Genomic DNA, 18,751 nt, shown 5'->3' with positions numbered 1-18,751 from the left:
GGCAGATCGCTCTGCCGGGCCTTTGCCTGATCCGGGCCAGTCAGCCCGCCGCCGTCACCGCGCGGCCGGTCAGCACCTTGACGAGGTTCGCCCGATACTCGGCCGACCCGTGCAGGTCGCTGTTCATGCCGGCGGGATCGACGCTCAGCCCCGACAGGGCCGAGGCCGAGAAGTCCGCGGAGAGAGCGCGTTCCGCTTCGGCCCAACGGAACACGCCGTCATTGCCCGCGCCCGTCACCGCGACCCGGACGCCGCTTGCGAACTTGGCGACGAAGACCCCGGTCAGGGCAAAGCGGCTGGCGGGCTGGTTGAACTTCACATAGGCCGCCTTCTGCGGGATCGGGAAGATCACGCTGGTGACGATCTCGCCCGCCTCCAGCGCCGTGGTGAACAGGCCCTGGAAGTAGTCGTCCGCCGCGATCCTGCGCTTGTTGGTCACCACCGTCGCGCCGGATGCCAGCACCGCAGACGGATAGCAGGCCGCCGGGTCGTTGTTGGCGATCGACCCGCCGATCGTCCCGCGCGAGCGCACCGAGGGATCGCCGATCCCCCCCGCAAGATCGGCCAGCGCCGGGTAATGCGCGCGGGCCTCCTTCGCGACCACGGCATGCGGCGTGGCGGCACCCACATGCAGCCCGCCCTCGCCCAGGCAGACGCCCTGCATCTCCTTGATGCCGGTCAGGCTGACCAGCACCGAAGGCGCAGCCAGCCGCTGCTTCATCGTCGGGATCAGCGTCTGCCCACCGGACAGCGCCTGCGCGCCTTCCGCTGCCAGGGCCCTGGCCGCATCCGCGATGGTCGAGGGTTTTGCGAAATCGAAGTTGTGCATGGTGTCCCCCTTACCCGTTGATCGCCGACCAGACCCGCGACGGCGAGACCGGCATGTCGATATGTGTCACGTGGGTGTGTCCCCCGCGATGCAGCGCGTCGATCACCGCGTTGACCACCGCCGGAGGCGACCCGATCGCCCCCGCCTCGCCGCAGCCCTTCACACCAAGCGGGTTGTGCGTGCAGGGCGTCTGGCAGGAATAGTCCACGTTGTAGAACGGCACGTCCTCGGCCCGCGGCATCGGGTAGTCCATGTAGGACCCCGTCAGCAGCTGGCCGGTCTCGTCATAGGCGGTGAACTCGCAGAGCGCCTGTCCGATCCCCTGGCCCACGCCGCCATGCACCTGACCCTCGACGATCATCGGGTTCATCACATTGCCGAAGTCGTCGGCGCAGTGGAAGGCCACGACATCGACCTTGCCGGTGCCCTCGTCCACCTCGACCTCGCAGATATAGGCGCCCGCCGGATAGGTGAAGTTGGCCGGGTCGTAGAAGGCGGTCTCTTCCAGCCCCGGTTCCAGCGTCTCCAGCGGGTAGTTGTGCGGGACGTAGGCCGAGAAGGCGATCTCGCCGAAGGTCTTGGCCTTGTCGGTGCCCGCCACCTGGAACTTGCCGTTCTCGAAGGTGATGTCGCCTTCGGACGCCTCCAGCATGTGGGCGGCGATCTTCTTGCCCTTGGCGATGATCTTGTCCACCGCCTTGGCCATCGCCGTGCCGCAGACCGCCAGCGACCGCGACCCGTAAGAGCCCATCCCGAACGGGATCTTCGCGGTGTCGCCATGCACGATCTCGACCGAGGACTCCGGGATGCCCAGCTTTTCCGCCACGATCTGCGCGAAGACCGTCTCGTGCCCCTGGCCGTGGCTGTGCGCCCCGGTCATCACGCTGATGTTGCCGGTGGCGTTCACCCGCACCGTTGCCGCATCGTAAAGGCCAACGCGCGACCCCAGCACACCCACCAGATGCGACGGCGCGATGCCGCAGGCCTCGATCCAGGTCGAAAGCCCCATGCCGCGCAGCTTGCCGCGCTTCTTCGACTCCGCCGCGCGCTTCTCGAAGCCCGCGACATCGGCCATCGCCATCACGCGGTCCAGCGTCGCCTGATAGTTGCCGGTGTCATAGACCAGGCCGACCGGCGTGGTGTAGGGGAACTGGTCGGGCGTCAGCAGGTTCTTCCGCCGCACCTCGAACGGGTCGAGGTTCAGCTCGCGGCACATCTTGTCGATCACCCGCTCCAGGCTGTAGGTCGCCTCGGGCCGGCCCGCGCCGCGATAGGCATCGACGGGTGCCGTGTTTGTGAAAACGGTTTTCACGTTCACATAGACATGTGGCACCTTGTAGGGCCCGGCCATCAGCGTGCCGTGCAGGAAGGTCGGCGTCGCGGTCGAGAAGTTCGACAGATACGCCCCCACATTGGCCAGCGTCTCGGTGCGGATCGCCAGGATCTGCCCGTCCTTCGTGCAGCCCAGCTCGATCTTCGTCACATGGTCGCGGCCATGCGCATCGGTCAGGAAGGACTCGCTGCGCTCCGCCGTCCAGCGCACCGGGCGGCCCAGCTTCTTCGCCGCCGCCAGCACCAGCGCCTCTTCGCCGTAGTGGTAGATCTTCGACCCGAACCCGCCGCCCACATCCGGGGCCACGACCTGCAGCTTGTTCTCGGGGATGCCGAGGACGAAGGCCGCAACCAAGAGCCGCGTCAGGTGCGGGTTCTGGCTGGTCGTGGTCAGCTTGTAATCGCCCGTGCCCGGGTTGTATTCGCCGATACTGGCCCGCGGCTCCATCGCATTCGGCACCAGGCGGTTGTTCACCAGCTCCAGCGTCACCACATGCGGCGCGGCCTTCATCGCGGCATCCACGGCGGCGCGGTTGTCCTCGATCCAGCCCCAGTCGAAACACAGGTTGTCCGGAATCTCGTCATGCACGCGGTTCGACGGGTCGGCCACCGCCGCCTTCATGTCGATGATCGCGGGCAGTTCCTCGATCTCGCTGTCGGCGGCCAGCTGTTCCGCCGCATCCCGCGCCTGGGCATAGGTCTCGGCCACCACTGCGGCATAGGCATCGCCCACATGCCGCACCTTGCTATAGGCCAGAACCGGGCGCTTGGGCTCGCGCATCGGCGTGCCGTCACGGCTGTTGATCAGCCAACCCGCCGGGTTGCCGCCGACATCCTTGAAATCCTCGCCCGTGAACACCGCCAGCACGCCGGGCATCCCGGCCGCATTCGCGGTCTTGATGGACTTGATCCGCCCATGCGCCACGGTCGAGCGCACGAAGACCGCATAGGTCTGCCCATGCAGCGCCATGTCGTCGGTATAGACCCCGCGCCCGGTCAGAAAGCGGACATCCTCACGGCGCTTGCTTGACGCGCCAATCCCATGATCCTTCGGCATCCTTCCCCCCTATTCCGCAGCCAGAGCCGAGACGTCCTGCCCCGAGGCAGCCATCACGGCCTTGACGATGTTATGATAGCCGGTGCAGCGGCAGATGTTGCCGTCCAGGTAATGGCGCACCTCCGCCTCGGTGGGCTTCGGGTTTTCCGCCAGAAGTGCGGCCGTCGACATCACCATGCCCGGCGTGCAGAAGCCGCATTGCAGCCCATGATGGTCCTGAAACGCCTGCTGGATCACCGACAGGGAGCCGTCCGGGTTGGCCATCCCCTCGATGGTCCTGACGCTCGCCCCCGCGACGTCCGCCGCAAAGACGGTGCAGCTTTTCACCGGCTTGCCGTCCACGTGCACCACGCAGGCGCCGCACTGGCTGGTGTCGCAGCCGACATGGGTGCCGGTCAGGCCCAGCCCCTCACGCAGGAAAGAGGACAAAAGCGTCCGCCCTTCCACCTCGCCGGAAACGGCCTTGCCGTTCACGGTCATCGAGACCTTGGTCATCCTTGTTCCTCCCTGGGTCGTCCTGGCTATCCGTCGGTTCAACCGATCAGTCGTTTGAACCAACCCTTCTTCTTTTCTCCCGAATCGGCAACAGCTTCTTCGGTCACATGTTCCGGCTCGGGCTCGGGCTCGGGCTCCTCGACCGCGGCCTGAAAGCGGGCGAAGAACTCGTCCGCCAGCTTCTTGGCAAAGCTGTCGATGATCCGGCTGCCCAGCTGGGCGATCTTGCCGCCGACATTGGCCTCGGCCTCGTAGGTGAGGCGGGTGCCGCCCTCGATCGGCTCGAAGGCGACATTGGCGCCGCCCTTGGCAAAGCCCGCGACGCCGCCCTTGCCCTCGCCGGAAATCCTCAGCGACCGGCCCTCGACGATGTCGGACAGCTGCACCAACCCGGTGAAGGTCGCCGACACGGGGCCTACCTTCTGCTTGACCACCGCCTCATAGCCCTCGGCCACGGACCCGGACATGCTTTCGCAGCCGGGGATGCACGCCTTCAGGACCTCGGGGTTCAGGATGGCGTCCCAGACGACCTTCGGGTCCGCCTTGATCTCGCGGGTGTCGGTCAGTTTCATCGGATTGATCCCTCTGTTGGGGCATAGCCTAAGGGGCCGGGCAGGCTGCGGCTATGCTGCCTAAGTCGTAGGTTCAGCGGTCAGGTGGCGTGAAGTCCAGCCCGTAGTCGGCGAAGATCGCCGCGATCCGTCCGTCGGCCAACGCCGCCGCCACGGCATCGTCCACGGCATAGCCAAGGTCCCGGTGGCTTTGATGCACCGCCACGCCCAGCGTCCAGTGCGACAGCTGGAACCCAGGCAGCAGGGGCGCATGCACCGCAACTCCCGGGCCGGCCCCCGCTTCAAGCTGGGACAGCGGCCCCATCACCGCCCAGACCTCGCCCGCGTTCAGCGCCGCCATCGCCGCGCCCGTGGTCTTGTAGCGCGTCATCTTCGCCGAGGCCCCGAAGGTCGCGGTCAGGTAGAAATCCGAGATCGAGTCGTTCTCGACCCCCACCGGATCATAGACGAAGAACGACGGGACCGGAGCATCGGGGTGACGTCCATCCGCATTGGGCTTCTGCACCGCATCGGGATAGGCGTCGATCCGATAGGCGATGCCCACCTTCTCGCCGGCATACTGGCCGGTGAAGATCACCTGCTCGACCCGGCAGGTGAAATCGCTGTTGTAGGGCACCCGCATCATCAGGTTTGACACATGCCCGCCGATCGCCGCCCCCTTCCAGACATAATTCAGAAGATCCGCCTCCAGCGTCTCGCCGGACTGGACAAAGCGAAAGCGGGGTTCGACCCCCAGGCTTTCCGCGATGATCCGGCCGACCTCGACATCGACACCCTTCGGGGTGCTGCCGTCCTGCCAGGAATAGGGCGGAAAGTCCTCATAGACGGCGATCTCGATCCAGCCGCGTTCGACGATGCTGTCCAGTGTCTGGCCGACATCCTGACGCGGGGTATTCTGCGGCCTCGCGCCCGGCACATGATCCTCGCAGCGGGCCTGTGCCAGACCCGCCGAAAGCACAAGAGCTAGAACCGCCGCGCGCCACATCCTAGTGCGCAGCCGACAGCCCGATCGTCAGCATCTCGGCCGCGTGCTTCTTTGCTGCCGGCGTCCCGTCCAGCGCAAGCGCCGCCCGCAGGGCCGCCGAGTCCGCCTTGGGCGCGCCCGAGGCCGTGGCGATCCCCGCCGCGATTTCCATCAGTTCCGCCTTCAGTTCCGCCTCGTCGCCTTCGCCTGCATTCAGCTGGTCCCGGATCGCGCCCAGCCTCTCCTTGTGGGCGTCCAGGGCGCCATCCTCGGGCCGGGTCTCGATGTAGGTGCGGATCGCCCAGGCCGCTTTCTGGCCCAGGATCTCGCCGAAGGCCGGCATCTTCGTCGTCCCGTTCTGCGTGAAACCGTGCTGGAAGCGTTCGGCGAACCATTCGTCGCCGTATTCCGCCGCCTCCAGATAGCGCAGATCCGGCGCCAGCCCGCCCGAGACGACGCCCAGCCCGTGGCAGCGCGCGCAGTTCTGGTTGTAGCCCGAATCCCCGATCAGCACCGCCTGCCACCAGACCTCCTCGCCTGCCTTCTCGGCCCGGTAGGGGTTTTCGGTCAGCCATTCCTCGCCCACATCCGGCAGGGCATCGGTGTTCACCGGCTGAGGGGCCACGTCGCCATGGCCGAAGGCCAGCGTCGCGGTCAAGGTCAGGGTTGCCAGAAAGGCGGGGCCCGCCAGGGTCATGCGCTTCATTCGGGGGTCCTCCTCCAGGTCCTCGGCCCAAGGCGTAACGCCGACCCGTCCACCCCGCCATTCGACCAAGGTGCAACCCGCCCGCGTCGGCCGTGCGACGATGGTCGTATTGGCCCCGCCGCCCCCCTGCCGCAGGCTGCAAGGACTGGAGGGAGGGCTCCATGTTCCGCCGATTGTTCACCGTCGCCACCCTGGCGGTCGCCGCGCCCGCCTGGGCCGATCTACCGGTGGCCATCACCTATCTGCGGCTCGAGGTGGACCGCCCCCCGGTCCTGTCCAACCTCGATCCGGTGCCCGAGGATCTCGGCCTCGCCGGGGCGGAGATCGCCGTGAAGGATACCCAGACCACCGGCAGCTTCCTCGGCCACGGCTACAGTCTGACCGTGGTCTCGGTTCCCCCGGAAGGCGACTTTCCCGCCGCCGCCCGAGAGGTGTTGAAGACCTCTCGCCTCATCCTGATCGACGCCGACCCCGCCGCGATCCTGTCCGTCGCCGACCTGCCTCAGGCGCAGGACGCTCTGCTCTTCAACGTCTCCTCCGGCGCCGAAAGCCTCCGCTCTGCCGACTGTCGCGCGAACCTGCTGCACACGATCCCCGAAGATGCCGCGCGCACCGATGCCCTGATGCAGGTTCTGCAACGCAAGCAGTGGCAGACCACCGTCCTCATCACCGGCCCGAAACCCGCCGACCTGGCCTTCGCCGAGGCCCTCCGTCGCTCGGCGACCAAGTTCGGCATCACCATCGCGGCCGAAAAGGAATGGACCTTCGACACCGACCTGCGCGACTCCACGATGGACGAAGTCCCGCGGTTTACCCAGGATTTCCCCGACCATGACGTGATCCTTGTGGCCGACGAGACGGACGACTTCGGCCGCTATGTCGAGCACAACTCCTGGCTTCCCCGCCCCGTCGCGGGCTCGGACGGCATGGTCCCGACCGCCTGGAGTCCCGTGATCGAAAGCTGGGGCGCCGTCCAGTTGCAGAACCGGTTCGAAGCCCATGCCCATCGCCCCATGCGCGGCCAGGACTATGCCGCCTGGGCCGCCGTCCGCGCCATCGGCGAGGCCGTCACCCGCACCAACGCCAACGACCCTGCGACGCTGCGCGCCTTCCTGCTGGACCCCGCCTTCCAGATGGACGGCTTCAAGGGCCGCGGCCTTTCTTTCCGCGCCTGGAACGGTCAGCTGCGTCAGCCCATCGCCGTGGTGAACGCCCGCGCGCTCGTCACCCTCGCCCCGGTCGAGGGCTTCCTGCACCAGCGCAACGAGATGGACACTCTCGGCCTCGACGCCCCCGAATCCGCCTGCACCGCCTTCAAGGACCCCGCATGATCCGCGCCCTCACACTGTGCCTTCTCGCCGCCCCGGCCATGGCCGACGAAATCTGGGTGACCAACGAAAAGGACGACACGATCAGCGTGATCGACACTGAAACGCTCGAGGTCATCCGCACCATCCCCACCGGCGAACGCCCGCGCGGGATCACCTTCTCCCACGACTTCTCCCGCGTCTACATCTGTGCCTCCGACAGCGACACCGTGCAGGTGATGGACCCGGCCACGGGGGAAGTCCTGCACGACCTGCCCTCGGGCGAGGACCCGGAGCAATTCGTCCTCCACCCCGACGACCGCCATCTCTGGATCGCCAACGAGGACGACGCCGTGACCACCGTTGTCGATGTGGACACCCGCAAGGTCGTGGCCCAGATCAACGTCGGGATCGAGCCCGAAGGCATGGGCGTCTCGCGCGACGGCTCCATCGTCGTCACCACCTCCGAGACGACGAACATGGCGCACTGGATCGACACCGCGACGCATCAGATCATCGCCAACACCCTGGTGGACAGCCGCCCCCGCCACGCCGAATTCACCGACACCGAACTTTGGGTCTCTTCCGAAGTCGGCGGCACGGTGACCGTCTTCGACATCGCGACCAAGGCCGAAAAGGCGAAGATCCGCTTCGAGATTCCGGGCGTCAACAAGGACCTGATCCAGCCCGTCGGCTTCGAATTCACCCCCGACCATTCCACCGCCTTCGTGGCGCTCGGCCCCTCGAACCATGTCGCCGTGGTGAACATGCAGACCTATCAGGTCGAGACCTACATCCTCGTCGGCCGTCGCGTCTGGCATCTGGCCTTCAACCGCGACCATTCGCAGCTCTTCACCACAAACGGCGTGTCGGGCGACGTGACCGTGATCGACGTCGCCTCGCGCACCGCACTCAAATCCATCAAGGTCGGCCGCTTCCCCTGGGGCGCCGCCTTCCGCCCCACGGAATGACCGATGCCCGATCCCGCCCGACACCAGCGCCCCGCGCCTCCCCTCCCCCCTATGGGGAGGGGATGGGGGAGGGGGGCCGCGATTCTGGCCCTGCTGGCCCTCCCCGCCCAGGCCCAGGACGCCCCCGCCGGCCTCTTCGCCGCCACGAACAAGCAGGACCTGCCCGAGATCATCCTCTCCGCAGGCGAACCCCTCGGCCCCCCCTGGGTGCTGAAGTCCGGCACCTATTACGAGGTCGAGATCACTTCGGACGGCTCTCAGGAACTTGCCCTGTCCGGCCCCGACTTCTTCCGCGCGATCTGGATCGACGAGATCGTGATCGAGGGTCTGGAGATCCGCCCCCTCGGCTTGGACAGCGTGGAATTCGACGAGGCCGGGACGATGGAGATCGGCTTCATCGCCATCAAGCCCGGCACCTACACCCTGCGCACCCCGCAGGGCGGCGAGACCCAGACCCTGCGGATCACCATCGAATGAGCCAGACGATGCGCAAGATTCGTTGGCTTCAACGCGAAACCGTGGGGCAAGTGCACCTGCCCTCCCCCCTTGTAGAGAGGGGATGGGGAAGGATGGCGCCGCGCCGGGCCGCGCCTGCCGTCCCCGAAGGACCCAGCCGATGACCCTTGCCGTCGAGAACCTTTCCTTCGCCTACGGACCGCGCAAGGCGCTTGATGGCCTGTCCTTCACGCTCGACCCCGGCAGCTTCACCGCGCTCCTCGGCCCGAACGGGGCTGGCAAATCCACCCTGTTCTCTCTTCTGACCCGCCTCTTCACCGCGCCGCAGGGCCGGATCACCATCGCCGGCCACGACCTGAACAAGACGCCGCTCAAGGCTCTTGCCGCCCTTGGCGTCGTCTTCCAGCAGCCCACCCTCGACCTCGACCTGACCACCCGGCGCAACCTTCTCTACTACGCCGCGCTGCACGGCCTGACCGGCGCCGCCGCCCGGTTCCGCGCCGACGAGGTGCTGGCAACCCTGGGTCTCACCGACCGCGCCGACACCCCCGCCCGCAGCCTCTCCGGAGGACAGCGCCGCCGCGTCGAACTCGCCCGGGCGCTGATCCACCGCCCGCAGGTCCTTCTCCTCGACGAACCCACCGTCGGCCTCGACGCCGCCTCGCGTCGGGCGATCACCGACCACGCGCACCAACTGGCGCGGGACGGCACCACCGTCCTCTGGGCCACCCATCTGACCGACGAGGTCTCCCCCACCGACCGCTGCCTGATCCTGCACAGGGGCCGCCTTCTGGCCGATGACACCGCCGCCGCGCTCGCCGAAGGCACCACGCTCACCGACCGCTTCCTCGCCCTGATCGGGGCAAGCGCATGACTCCCGATCCCTTTCATCTGTCCACAAATATCCCGCAGGGGGGGCCGGGGGGCGGCGCACGCCCCCCGGGGCCTGCCAAGGGGCGCTACCTCATCGCGCTGAAAGCCATCCTCCACCGCGAACTCTCGCGTTTCCTCGGCCAGAAAAGCCGCCTCATCGCCGCCCTCGTCCGCCCGCTCGTCTGGCTTCTCGTCTTCGCCGCAGGCTTTCGCGCCGCGCTTGGCCTGTCGATCACGCCGCCCTATCAGACCTACATCACCTACGAGACCTACATCCTCCCCGGCCTGCTCGGCATGATCTGCCTCTTCAACGGCATGCAGTCCTCGCTCTCCCTCGTCTATGACCGCGAGATGGGCTCGATGCGGCTCCTCCTGACGGCGCCCTTGCCGCGCGGCTGGCTTCTGTTCGCGAAACTCCTCGCTGGCACGCTCATCAGCCTGCTGCAATGCGCGGTATTCCTGGCCATCGGCTACGCCTGGGGCATCCGTCCGCCGCTGATGGGCCTGATCGCAGTGATCCCCGCTCTCCTGCTGACCGGCCTGATGCTGGGAGCGCTCGGCCTCCTCCTCTCCTCGCTCATCCGCCAGCTGGAAAACTTCGCCGGGGTGATGAACTTCGTGATCTTCCCGATGTTCTTCCTCTCCTCCGCGCTCTACCCGCTGTGGAAGATGGCCGAAGCGAGCCCCGCCCTCGCAAAGGCCTGTGCGATCAACCCCTTCACCCAGGCGGTCGAACTGATCCGCTTCTCGCTCTACCTTGCGCCGAACTGGCCCGCCTTAGGCTGGACCTGCCTTGCCACTGCCGCCTTCGCCGCCGCGGCGCTGTACGGCTACGACCCTGCCCGCGGCTTCACCCGCAGTAAGGGCTGACCGCTCCTCGGGCCCTTCGGTTCTCCGCGCCCGCGACGAAAAGCAAGGCGCGAGGCAAGATCTACCCGTCAAAGCCGCGCCACCACCGCCTCCAGCGCGCGGGGGTCGATGGGCTTGTACAGCACCTCGATCCCCGCCGAGGTCGCGGCCGCCCGCAGGTCCCAGCCCCGGTGCGCGGTGATAAGCTTGGCGGGCACCGGCCCATGTGCCGCGCGGATGCGGATCAGGAACTCGATCCCCGTCATCCCCGCACCCAGCTGGTGATCCACCAGGAAGATATCCGGCAGGATGCCGATCTCCTCGATCAGCGCCAGTGCCTCCTCGCCCGAAGCCGCCTCCAGCACCGTCATCCCCCATTTCTCCAGCAACAGGCTCAGCGCCCGCAGCAATTCGGCGTCGTTCTCCACCAGAAACGCGATCTTCTCCGCCGCCACCGGGCCGCTGCGCCGCTCGGGCACTTCCACCGGCAGCGGCAGACCCTCGCCCGCCTCGGACAGGGGCAGCTGCAGCATGAAGCAGGTCCCGCGCCCCACCTCGGACCGCAGGCCCAGGGGATGCCCCAGCAGCGCGCAGGCCCGCTCCACGATCGCCAGCCCCAGCCCCATCCCCTCGCTGGCCGAAGCGCGGGCGTTCAGCCGGTGGAACTCCTTGAAGATGTCGTTCTGCGCCTCTTCCGGGATACCCGGCCCCGTATCCCAGACCTCCAGCCGCACCGCCGCGCCGCGCCTGCGCGCCCCCACCAGCACCCGGCCCTTCGCGGTATAGCGGATTGCGTTGCCGATCAGGTTCTGCAGGATGCGCCGCAGATAGGCCGGGTCGCTTTCGACCACCGCGCCGCAGGGGACCACCACCAGCTTCAGCCCCTTGGCCGCTGCCATCGGCGCGAATTCCTCGGACAGGGTCCGCAGCAGACGGTTCAGCTGCACCGCCCCCACGCTGACCGCCGCCTTCCCCGATTCCAGCTTCGAGATGTCCAGAAGAGCATCCAGGATGCCCTCCACCGACATCAGCGCATTCTGCGCCTTCTCCAGCGCGACCCGCGCCCCCGGCTCCAGCCCCTCGCCGCTGATCGAGGAGATGAACAGCTTCGCCGCCGACAGGGGTTGCAACAGGTCATGGCTCGCCGCCGCCACAAAGCGCGACCGGCTGGCATTGGCGCGTTCGGCATGGGCCAGCGCGTCCTCCAGCTCCAGCGTCCGCTCCATCACCCGGGCTTCCAGCGTCTCGTTCGCCCGGCTCAGCGCCACCAGCGCGGCACGCTCTGCCGTGACATCGGTGAAACTGAACACGAAGCCCCCGTCGGGCATCCCTTGCGCAAAGACGTCCAGGATCAGGTCCTCGCCGCGCCGCACCTCGAACTCCAGGGGCGGTCGCACGCCCCCCGCCGTGACCCAGGCCATCAGCGCCTCGACGCTGATGTCGTCGGACTGCATCTCGGCCCGGAACCTGCTGAACAGGTTCTCGAAGCTCGCCCCGATGCGCAGCCGCCCCATCGGCAGCGACAGAAGCGCCCCAAGCCGCTGATTCCAGCCGATCAGCCGCGCTTCGGCGTCGAAGATGCCAACGCCCTGGTTGATATGGTCCAGCGTCGCCCGGATCACCCGCGCCTGATCGTCCAGAAGCTTGCCGCGCTCGTGCCGCTCGGCGCGGATGATGTCGGTCACGTCGGTCTGAAGGATCACCGTGCCGCCGTCCGCCGTGCGATGCTCGCTGACCTGCACCCAGTGGTCGCCGGTCATCCGCACGTTGAAGATGACATGCCGGTCCTTGTGCCGCCGCATCCGGGACTGCGCCCAATCCTGCGCAGCCTCGCCATCGGGCAGCGCCAGATGCGGCGAGAGGCTGACCATCGCCACATACTCTGCAAAGGCCAGCCCGGGCTGCAACCGGGCATGGACATCCGGCATGTGCATGGCGAACCGGCTGTTGCACATCACCAGCCGATCCTCGCGGTCGAAAAGCGCAAAGCCCTCCTGCACCGTCTCGATGGCGTTCGACAGGTTCTGCCGCGCGGTTTCCGCCTCGCGCATCGCCTCGGCCAGCCGAGCGTTCGAATCGTTCAACAGGTCCAGCGCCCGGCCCAGATCATGCGTGCGCTCGCGGACCTGATCCTCCAGCAGCGCGGCGCGCTGGAACTGGGCGTAGGCCGCGCCGCTGTCATCCGTCGCCTGTTCGACCCGCCGCATCAGCGCCTCGGCGATGGTAAGCAGCTTTTCCGCCCGCCGCTCGGCGCTGTCGGCCGGGTTGATCAGCGTCTCGATCATGCGCCCGCCCTCATGACCCTGCCTTCGGCGGGTAGATCGCCACCCCGGTCATCGTCTGGTTGACATGCATCGAGTTCAACTGCTCACCATAGGTGGAAAAGCCCACGACACCGTGCCGCTTCAGCAGGTTTGACACCGCGCCGAAGCGTTGGTTCTCCATCGCCTCGATCCGCCGCAGGATGCAGTCGCAAGCCAGGATCGCCGCCGGTTTGCGCTCTGCCGACAGGTCGGACAGCGCGCGGTCCAGGTGCAGGGCCATGTCCTGCGGCTCGGCCAGGGTCAGGACCAGCCCCTCGTCGATGGCCGAGAAGAACACCAGATCGCCGTTGTCGGCCATCTGCTGGATCGCGCGGACGTGGTGGCTGCCGCCGATCCGCACGACAACGGGATGGGCGGCGAAGGTGAAGGTGGTCAGTTGCGCGGGGTCCTTGCCCAGAAGGCGGGCATATTCCTGCGCCGCCGGTTCGGCGTTGATCTGATGCACGATGCGCCGCGCCGGATCGGCCCCGGTCACAACCATGCGCCGGTTTGTCGGGGTCAGGTGGTTCAGGCTGAAGACCCGCACCTTGCAGGCCGTGCGCACCAGCATCAGCACGGCCCAGCCTTGCCGGAACTGCCGGTCCTGCAGGACATAGGTCTCGGCGAACCGCGTCCCGTCCCCGGCCGAGCCGCCAAAAAGCTGCACCGGCCCGAGACCCGGCCCCAGAGCGGCCGTCAACTCGTCCTCGCGGATCGACAAGCCGTCCACCAGAACGAAGGCGAACTCGTCCTCCCAGCCGGGATGCGCCCGCGCAAGACCGGCCCGCGCCCGGATCAGCCTTCCGATCAATTCCTGCCCGTCCAGCGCGGTCAGGTCGATCCCAAGACAGTCGACCGCAAAGCATGAGCGGGGCAGGGCGACCGCGACGATCTCGCCTTCGCAATAGCCCTCGGGCGAGATTTCCCCCGCCGTGGTGCAGCCGATCACCGTCACTCCCGGAAAGGCCAGCGGCAGCCCGGCCTCCAGCGCGGCGCGGTCGGCTTCGGGCGAGACGAACAGGATCACCGCCGCGAAGGGCCCGGGTCCCAGGTCGCGGGCAATCTTTGCCAGGGCGTCCGGGTCACGCGCCCCGGCATGGGCGCGCGGCATCACCGAAGCGGCATCGGCAGGGGCCAAGCTGTCGGGCGCGATCATCTGGTCCTTCTCCCGACGCCGATGCTACGGTGCCGGGTCCGATCAGGGCAAGGGATTTGGGGCGCGTTCAGCCGTCCTCGGGCATCAGGCTGGAGAAATTGGTCTCGCGCGCGATCAGCACCGCCTGTGTCCGGCTCTGAACCCCCAGCTTGCGCATGATCGCGGTGACATGGGCCTTCACCGTGGTCTCGGCGATCGACAGCTCATAGGCGATCTGCTTGTTCAGAAGCCCCTCGCAGATAAGTTGCAATATCTTCGCCTGCTGCCGCGTCAGCAGCGACAGCCGCCCGATGGCCTCTTCCTTCGCCGAGCCCTTGGCCTTGCCCTCCGGCACCGGCTCATAGCCTTCGGGAAGGAAACGCCTGCCTTCGCGCAGGGCATCAAAGGCCGCACGAAAGACTTCGCGCCGGGAATGTTTCGGCACGAAGCCCGCCGCCCCTGCCGCAAGACAGGCCCCGATCACCCGGTTGTCCGCCAGCGAGGACACCACCAGCACCGGCACCTCGCCCGCCGCCTGCCGCAACCGGATCAACCCGTCGATCCCGTTGACGTCCGGAAGGTTCAGGTCCAGCACGATGGCATCCGGCGCCGGGCTCAGATCGACGCGGTGGATCGCCGTCTCCAGCCGGTCCGCCGTCTCGATCTCCTCGATCCCCGCGACCGACTTCAGCGTCATCGACAGCGCGTCGCAGAACAGCGGATGGTCGTCCACGATCAGGGCCGAATGCATCGGGCGGAGGTCAGCCTGTGGAACCATGATCTTCAACCTTCAAAGTCCATGACCAACTCTAACCCCCTCTGCCCCTGCCCGATACAGGCCAAAAGTCCTATGCCCCGAAAGCACATGCGCGCCCGGTTTCCCGGACGCGCATGGCCCTGCGCAGCAATCGACCAGAGGGGGTCAGTTCGCCATCGCCAGTTCCTTGGGCAGCTTGAACACCCAGACCATGCCGCCCTGGTTCAGATAGTTGACCTTGCTGGCCACCTCGCCGCCCCACAGAGGCACGGCACCGCCCCAGCCCGAGACCACGGCCACATACTGCTCGCCGTCCATCTCCCAGGTGACGGGCTGGCCCACGATTCCCGATCCGGTCTGGAAGCTGAACAGCTCCTTGCCCGTCTCGTCGTCCAGCGCCTTGAACTCGCCCTCGGGGGTGCCGAAGAACACCAGCCCGCCGGCCGTGGTCATCACCCCGCCCCAGAGCGGTGCGGGGTTCTTGTATTCCCACTTCCACTCGCCGGTCATCGGGTCGATCGCCTTCAGGCTGCCGATGTGGTCCTCGTAGTTCGGCTTGATGGTAAACCCCGCGCCCAGATAGGCCGCGCCCTTCTTGTAGGTGATCGGCTCGTTCCAGATGTCCATGCCCCATTCGTTCGAGGGCACATAGAACAGCCCCGTCCGCTGGCTGTAGGCCATCGGCATCCAGTTCTTGCCGCCCAGGAACGACGGCGAGGCGAAGATCACCTCGCCCTTCGCCCCGTCTGCCGCGGCGGCAGGGTTCCCCGGACGGTTCGCCTCGTTGTAGATCGGCCGACCGTTCTCGTCGATGCCGCTGGCCCAGGTGATGTCCTTCACGAAGGGCCAGGCGTTCAGGAACTTCCCGTCCTCGCGGTTCAGCACATAGAAGAACCCGTTGCGGTCGGCGGTGGCGAACTTCTTCTTGCCGTCCTTGTCGGTGAAGGCGACGACCTCGTTCACCCCGTCATAGTCCCAGCCCTCGCGCGGCGTGGTCTGGTAGTGCCACTTGATCTCGCCCGTCGCCGGGTCCAGCCCCAGCCGCGAGGCGGCATACAGGTTGTCGCCCGTGCCGTCGTTCTTCTGCCCCGCATCGCGCAGCCAGCTGTTCCAGGGCGCGGGGTTGCCCGCGCCGAAGACGATGGTGTTGGTCTCGATGTCATAGGACCCGCCCAGCCAGGTCGCCCCGCCGCCGGTCTTCCACAGATCGCCGGGCCACGAGGCGTTCAGCGTCCCCGTCATGGTGCTTTCCTTGCCCATGTAGGTGCCCATGTGGCCCTCGATGGTCGGGCGTGTCCACACCAGCTCGCCGGTCTCGGCATCGCGGGCCTGCACTTCGCCCACGATCCCGAACTCGCCGCCCGAATTGCCGGTGATGACCAGCCCGTTCACGATCAGCGGCGCGGCGGTGTAGCTGTAGCCTTCCTTGTATTCCGCGATCTTCTTGTTCCAGACCACATCTCCGGTCTTGGCGTTCAACGCCACGATACGCGCGTCCAGCGTGCCGAAATAGATGTTGTCGCCGTACAGCGCCGCGCCCCGGTTGATGACGTCGCAGCAGGGCAGGATGCCCTCGGGCAGGCGGGCGTCGTATTGCCACAGCTCCTTCCCGGTCTTCACATCGATGGCATAGAGGCGGCTGTAGGACCCGGTGATGTACATCACCCCGTCATGGATCAAGGGCTGGGTCTCCTGCCCGCGCTGCTTCTCGCCGCCCAAGGAGAAGGCCCAGACCGGGACCATCTTGCCGACGTTGTCCTTGTTGATCGTGGCCAGCGGGCTGTAACGCTGAAGATCGCGCCCCATGCCGTTGGTCAGCACGTCCCCGGTCGAGGCCGCATCCCCCGCCAGGTCCTCTTCGGTGATCCCCGCATAGGCCGGGGCAGCAAGCAACAGGGCCGCCGAGACGGCAGCGACAAAACGGTTCATCAGGATCCCTCCCTCGGGTTTTCACGACAGGACGGCGCGCCGGTCCCTCCCCCGGGCTCCTGTCCTGCGACACTTTGCGCCGCAAGGCCGGGCCGGGATATTGGCCAATGGTCGTATCTGCCGCCACCCCGCGCCGGCTCACCTCCCGAACACTCCCGCCGCAGGCACGCCATCGGCCCCCTTCGCCGTTCCGGGGCCACACCGGCCCCTCTCCCCTGGAGGGCCCGGGATGAGGACCCGCCGAACCTTCAGCCCGAGATCGACTTCAGATATTCGAGGATGAAGTCCTGCACTGTCGCATCCTCGATGCCCACATGCCGCATCTTGGTTCCCGGGACAAAACCGTCATTGTCCGCCATCCAGGCCTTCAACGCGCCCGCAGTCCAGACAAAGCCGGCTGTTTTCAACGCCTCCGAATAGGGGTAGCCCGCAAAGGTTCCCGCCCTGCGGCCGAAGACGCCCTCCAGCGGCGGGCCATAGCTTGGGTCGCTGGCATCGGTGGCGTGGCAACGGCGACATTCGGCCTCGAACAGGGCCTTGCCGGCACCGATCTTGATCTGGCCGAACGACCCGGCCTCGTCCGCCGTAGCGGCCACCGGTGACAGCGACAGGATCGTCAGGGCGACGGCAAGCGGATGGGCGATGAAACGGAGCATGGCAGGGCCTCCCGGGGCTGGTGATTGCCCTGCCAGACTGCGCCTCTGAACAGGGCTACGGGTTTGACTTGCGTCAAGCGCGGACCACCCTATGGTCGTAGAAACCGGGGGTTTATGGTCGTAGTCTGCGGTTTTTGCGGGCCGGACCGGCGGTTTCGCGGGAATGGGACGGACCTGGCGCGCGGGTCCACAAGGGGCGGAACTGCACGGGATGGACAGGCCAGAGGCGACGATCGACATCCGTCTGCGGCAGGCGCTTCTGACCCTTGCGCTGTGGGTCATCGCAACCCTCGGGCTTGGCCTGCTGTTGCGTCAGGAGCGTGTCTCATCGCTGGCCGATCTGATCGCGCTCCTGTCGCAAGGCGTCGCCGTGAACCTTCTTCTCGGCCTGGCCGTCCTGGCCATCGCCACCCGCCTTTTCGGCTGGTCGGACCTCGGCTTCCGCCCGACCCCGCTGTGGCTCGCCCTGCGCCTCCTTTGGTTTCCGGTCCTGATGCTGCTGCCCATTTTCGCGCTGGCCAGCGCCATCGGCCTGCCACCCTTGCGCGCGGTCGGGTTTCTGGCGCTGAACACGCTGCTGATCGCCCTGTCCGAGGAATGGATGTTCCGCGGCATCCTGTTTCGAGCCATGGCCGTCCGGCAAAGGCTCTGGCCCGCGCTTCTTCTGACCTCGGTCATCTTCGGGTCGATGCATGTGCTGAACGGCTTCTCCTATGGCGACCTGACTCAGTCCAGCGTGCAGGCGGTCGCGGCAACGATGACGGGCGTTTTTCTGGGTGCGCTTCTGATCCGCACCGGATCGATCTGGCCGTCCATCGCCATGCACATGCTGTGGAACTTCGGCCTCCTGCTTCTGACGTTCGAGGCCGTCGGCGAGCAGCAGCCCCAGCCGGCCCCGACCTTGCAGGCCCTGCTCATGGCCACGGCGATCGTGATGCCGAACCTCCTCTACGCCCTGTTCCTGTTGCGCAAGGTCACGGCGGTGGACAGGTAGCTGTCCTTCAGACCTTGACCATTTTCTGATCTCTGGATCGGTTGCGGCAGTCCCTCCCGGACCGCCACTCCGCCTGCCAAGCCGCTTGTGCGATGGCGACGCTTGTGGTCAGGTGCCGCCGGATATCGCAGTTCCGGAGAGATGCGGATGAAGAATCTGTTCGTTGCCATCATCGTGGCGTCGCTCGCCATCCTCGGGTTCTATGCCTATCAGTCCAGCCAGAAGGTCGCCGACCTGCAAAAGGAACTGGCGGCGAAAGAGAGCGCGCTCGTGATGAAGGAGACCGAGAAGGAGGCGCTGGAAAAGCAGGTGGCTGACCTTCAGGCTCAGGTCGACAAACTCGGCGACAAACTTGAAGCCGCGATCGAGGCCGCCGCCGCTGCGCCGCCGCAGACCGAGGCCCCCGCAGCCCCCCCGGCCCCCGAAGTCCCGGCGGCCGAAGCACCCGCCCCCGAAGTCCCGGCGACCGAAGCCCCGGCGACCAACCCCTGATCCCCGGCCTGCCCGCGTCACCTGATGTCGCGGGCGGAACAGACGGAACCCGGCCCCCCGGCTTCTGTGGCCGC

General features: G+C 67.1%; 18 protein-coding genes. 7 read left to right on the top strand and 11 right to left on the bottom strand.

From position 1 onward, the window contains the following. Positions 1 to 40: 40 nt before the first annotated feature. The 6 genes from D5084_RS05490 to pedF all read right to left on the bottom strand — a co-directional run bounded on the left by D5084_RS05490 (position 41) and on the right by pedF (position 5,955). Positions 41 to 829 (bottom strand): FAD binding domain-containing protein, encoded by a 789-nt coding sequence (locus D5084_RS05490; RefSeq protein ID WP_128514510.1) that lies wholly within the window; start codon positions 827 to 829, stop codon positions 41 to 43. Positions 830 to 839: 10 nt separating this feature from the next. Next, complete coding sequence (locus D5084_RS05485; RefSeq protein ID WP_128514509.1) at positions 840 to 3,218, bottom strand: xanthine dehydrogenase family protein molybdopterin-binding subunit; 2,379 nt, start codon at positions 3,216 to 3,218, stop codon at positions 840 to 842. A 9-nt stretch (positions 3,219 to 3,227) separates the two neighbouring features. Beyond that, the gene (locus tag D5084_RS05480; RefSeq protein ID WP_128514508.1) at positions 3,228 to 3,713 is read right to left on the bottom strand and encodes a (2Fe-2S)-binding protein; all 486 of its coding nucleotides are present in this window, start codon (positions 3,711 to 3,713) and stop codon (positions 3,228 to 3,230) included. A 38-nt stretch (positions 3,714 to 3,751) separates the two neighbouring features. Further along, on the bottom strand, positions 3,752 to 4,285 hold the full coding sequence (locus D5084_RS05475) for an SRPBCC family protein (RefSeq protein ID WP_128514507.1): 534 nt from the start codon (positions 4,283 to 4,285) through the stop codon (positions 3,752 to 3,754). Positions 4,286 to 4,358: 73 nt separating this feature from the next. Continuing rightward, positions 4,359 to 5,270: a transporter substrate-binding domain-containing protein gene (locus D5084_RS05470; protein WP_128514506.1), complete on the bottom strand. Its 912-nt coding sequence runs from the start codon at positions 5,268 to 5,270 to the stop codon at positions 4,359 to 4,361. A 1-nt stretch (position 5,271) separates the two neighbouring features. After that, positions 5,272 to 5,955, bottom strand: a complete 684-nt coding sequence (gene pedF / locus D5084_RS05465) for a cytochrome c-550 PedF (protein WP_128514505.1) — start codon at positions 5,953 to 5,955, stop codon at positions 5,272 to 5,274. Positions 5,956 to 6,116: 161 nt separating this feature from the next. Here pedF and D5084_RS05460 point away from each other — a divergent pair, with 161 nt between their 5' ends. The 5 genes from D5084_RS05460 (at position 6,117) to D5084_RS05440 (ending at position 10,432) form a co-directional block, all read left to right on the top strand. Beyond that, on the top strand, positions 6,117 to 7,286 hold the full coding sequence (locus D5084_RS05460) for an ABC transporter substrate-binding protein (RefSeq protein ID WP_128514504.1): 1,170 nt from the start codon (positions 6,117 to 6,119) through the stop codon (positions 7,284 to 7,286). Then, positions 7,283 to 8,233, top strand: a complete 951-nt coding sequence (locus D5084_RS05455; RefSeq protein WP_128514503.1) for a YVTN family beta-propeller repeat protein — start codon at positions 7,283 to 7,285, stop codon at positions 8,231 to 8,233. The genes D5084_RS05460 and D5084_RS05455 overlap by 4 nt, the downstream gene beginning before the upstream one ends. Before the next feature lie 51 nt (positions 8,234 to 8,284). Beyond that, on the top strand, positions 8,285 to 8,710 hold the full coding sequence (locus D5084_RS05450) for a cupredoxin domain-containing protein (RefSeq protein ID WP_128514502.1): 426 nt from the start codon (positions 8,285 to 8,287) through the stop codon (positions 8,708 to 8,710). A 139-nt stretch (positions 8,711 to 8,849) separates the two neighbouring features. Beyond that, positions 8,850 to 9,563 (top strand): ABC transporter ATP-binding protein, encoded by a 714-nt coding sequence (locus tag D5084_RS05445; protein ID WP_128514501.1) that lies wholly within the window; start codon positions 8,850 to 8,852, stop codon positions 9,561 to 9,563. Continuing rightward, positions 9,560 to 10,432, top strand: a complete 873-nt coding sequence (locus D5084_RS05440; RefSeq protein WP_128514500.1) for an ABC transporter permease — start codon at positions 9,560 to 9,562, stop codon at positions 10,430 to 10,432. The genes D5084_RS05445 and D5084_RS05440 overlap by 4 nt, the downstream gene beginning before the upstream one ends. Before the next feature lie 68 nt (positions 10,433 to 10,500). Here the strand turns inward: D5084_RS05440 and D5084_RS05435 are convergent, their stop codons facing one another. From D5084_RS05435 to D5084_RS05415, 5 genes are all read right to left on the bottom strand, one after another. Next, positions 10,501 to 12,696, bottom strand: coding sequence for a hybrid sensor histidine kinase/response regulator (locus D5084_RS05435; protein WP_128514499.1), 2,196 nt, complete (start codon positions 12,694 to 12,696; stop codon positions 10,501 to 10,503). A 10-nt stretch (positions 12,697 to 12,706) separates the two neighbouring features. Further along, the gene (locus D5084_RS05430; protein ID WP_128514498.1) at positions 12,707 to 13,870 is read right to left on the bottom strand and encodes an FIST N-terminal domain-containing protein; all 1,164 of its coding nucleotides are present in this window, start codon (positions 13,868 to 13,870) and stop codon (positions 12,707 to 12,709) included. Between the two features lie 67 nt (positions 13,871 to 13,937). Next, on the bottom strand, positions 13,938 to 14,600 hold the full coding sequence (locus D5084_RS05425; protein WP_238382537.1) for a response regulator transcription factor: 663 nt from the start codon (positions 14,598 to 14,600) through the stop codon (positions 13,938 to 13,940). A gap of 171 nt (positions 14,601 to 14,771) precedes the next feature. Next, complete coding sequence (locus D5084_RS05420) at positions 14,772 to 16,535, bottom strand: PQQ-dependent methanol/ethanol family dehydrogenase (protein ID WP_128514496.1); 1,764 nt, start codon at positions 16,533 to 16,535, stop codon at positions 14,772 to 14,774. A 248-nt stretch (positions 16,536 to 16,783) separates the two neighbouring features. Further along, positions 16,784 to 17,191, bottom strand: coding sequence for a c-type cytochrome (locus D5084_RS05415; protein ID WP_128514495.1), 408 nt, complete (start codon positions 17,189 to 17,191; stop codon positions 16,784 to 16,786). Positions 17,192 to 17,354: 163 nt separating this feature from the next. Between D5084_RS05415 and D5084_RS05410 the strand changes: the two genes are divergently transcribed. Both D5084_RS05410 and D5084_RS05405 read left to right on the top strand, forming a co-directional pair. Then, positions 17,355 to 18,185 (top strand): CPBP family intramembrane glutamic endopeptidase, encoded by an 831-nt coding sequence (locus tag D5084_RS05410; RefSeq protein ID WP_128514494.1) that lies wholly within the window; start codon positions 17,355 to 17,357, stop codon positions 18,183 to 18,185. Between the two features lie 147 nt (positions 18,186 to 18,332). Continuing rightward, complete coding sequence (locus tag D5084_RS05405; RefSeq protein WP_128514493.1) at positions 18,333 to 18,677, top strand: hypothetical protein; 345 nt, start codon at positions 18,333 to 18,335, stop codon at positions 18,675 to 18,677. Positions 18,678 to 18,751 lie beyond the last annotated feature (74 nt).

The sequence above is a fragment of the Tabrizicola thermarum genome, assembly GCF_003574395.1.
Lineage (GTDB): Bacteria > Pseudomonadota > Alphaproteobacteria > Rhodobacterales > Rhodobacteraceae > Tabrizicola > Tabrizicola thermarum.
This window is presented reverse-complemented; position numbering and strand designations above follow the sequence as displayed.

What these genes read in the sequence shown, in the direction of transcription:
- D5084_RS05490 (WP_128514510.1), bottom strand. Translation starts at nt 829, where the DNA reads ATGCACAACTTCGATTTCGCAAAACCCTCGACCATCGCGGATGCGGCC.
- D5084_RS05485 (WP_128514509.1), bottom strand. Translation starts at nt 3,218, where the DNA reads ATGCCGAAGGATCATGGGATTGGCGCGTCAAGCAAGCGCCGTGAGGAT.
- D5084_RS05480 (WP_128514508.1), bottom strand. Translation starts at nt 3,713, where the DNA reads ATGACCAAGGTCTCGATGACCGTGAACGGCAAGGCCGTTTCCGGCGAG.
- D5084_RS05475 (WP_128514507.1), bottom strand. Translation starts at nt 4,285, where the DNA reads ATGAAACTGACCGACACCCGCGAGATCAAGGCGGACCCGAAGGTCGTC.
- D5084_RS05470 (WP_128514506.1), bottom strand. Translation starts at nt 5,270, where the DNA reads ATGTGGCGCGCGGCGGTTCTAGCTCTTGTGCTTTCGGCGGGTCTGGCA.
- pedF (WP_128514505.1), bottom strand. Translation starts at nt 5,955, where the DNA reads ATGAAGCGCATGACCCTGGCGGGCCCCGCCTTTCTGGCAACCCTGACC.
- D5084_RS05460 (WP_128514504.1), top strand. Translation starts at nt 6,117, where the DNA reads ATGTTCCGCCGATTGTTCACCGTCGCCACCCTGGCGGTCGCCGCGCCC.
- D5084_RS05455 (WP_128514503.1), top strand. Translation starts at nt 7,283, where the DNA reads ATGATCCGCGCCCTCACACTGTGCCTTCTCGCCGCCCCGGCCATGGCC.
- D5084_RS05450 (WP_128514502.1), top strand. Translation starts at nt 8,285, where the DNA reads ATGGGGAGGGGATGGGGGAGGGGGGCCGCGATTCTGGCCCTGCTGGCC.
- D5084_RS05445 (WP_128514501.1), top strand. Translation starts at nt 8,850, where the DNA reads ATGACCCTTGCCGTCGAGAACCTTTCCTTCGCCTACGGACCGCGCAAG.
- D5084_RS05440 (WP_128514500.1), top strand. Translation starts at nt 9,560, where the DNA reads ATGACTCCCGATCCCTTTCATCTGTCCACAAATATCCCGCAGGGGGGG.
- D5084_RS05435 (WP_128514499.1), bottom strand. Translation starts at nt 12,696, where the DNA reads ATGATCGAGACGCTGATCAACCCGGCCGACAGCGCCGAGCGGCGGGCG.
- D5084_RS05430 (WP_128514498.1), bottom strand. Translation starts at nt 13,870, where the DNA reads ATGATCGCGCCCGACAGCTTGGCCCCTGCCGATGCCGCTTCGGTGATG.
- D5084_RS05425 (WP_238382537.1), bottom strand. Translation starts at nt 14,600, where the DNA reads ATGCATTCGGCCCTGATCGTGGACGACCATCCGCTGTTCTGCGACGCG.
- D5084_RS05420 (WP_128514496.1), bottom strand. Translation starts at nt 16,535, where the DNA reads ATGAACCGTTTTGTCGCTGCCGTCTCGGCGGCCCTGTTGCTTGCTGCC.
- D5084_RS05415 (WP_128514495.1), bottom strand. Translation starts at nt 17,191, where the DNA reads ATGCTCCGTTTCATCGCCCATCCGCTTGCCGTCGCCCTGACGATCCTG.
- D5084_RS05410 (WP_128514494.1), top strand. Translation starts at nt 17,355, where the DNA reads ATGGGACGGACCTGGCGCGCGGGTCCACAAGGGGCGGAACTGCACGGG.
- D5084_RS05405 (WP_128514493.1), top strand. Translation starts at nt 18,333, where the DNA reads ATGAAGAATCTGTTCGTTGCCATCATCGTGGCGTCGCTCGCCATCCTC.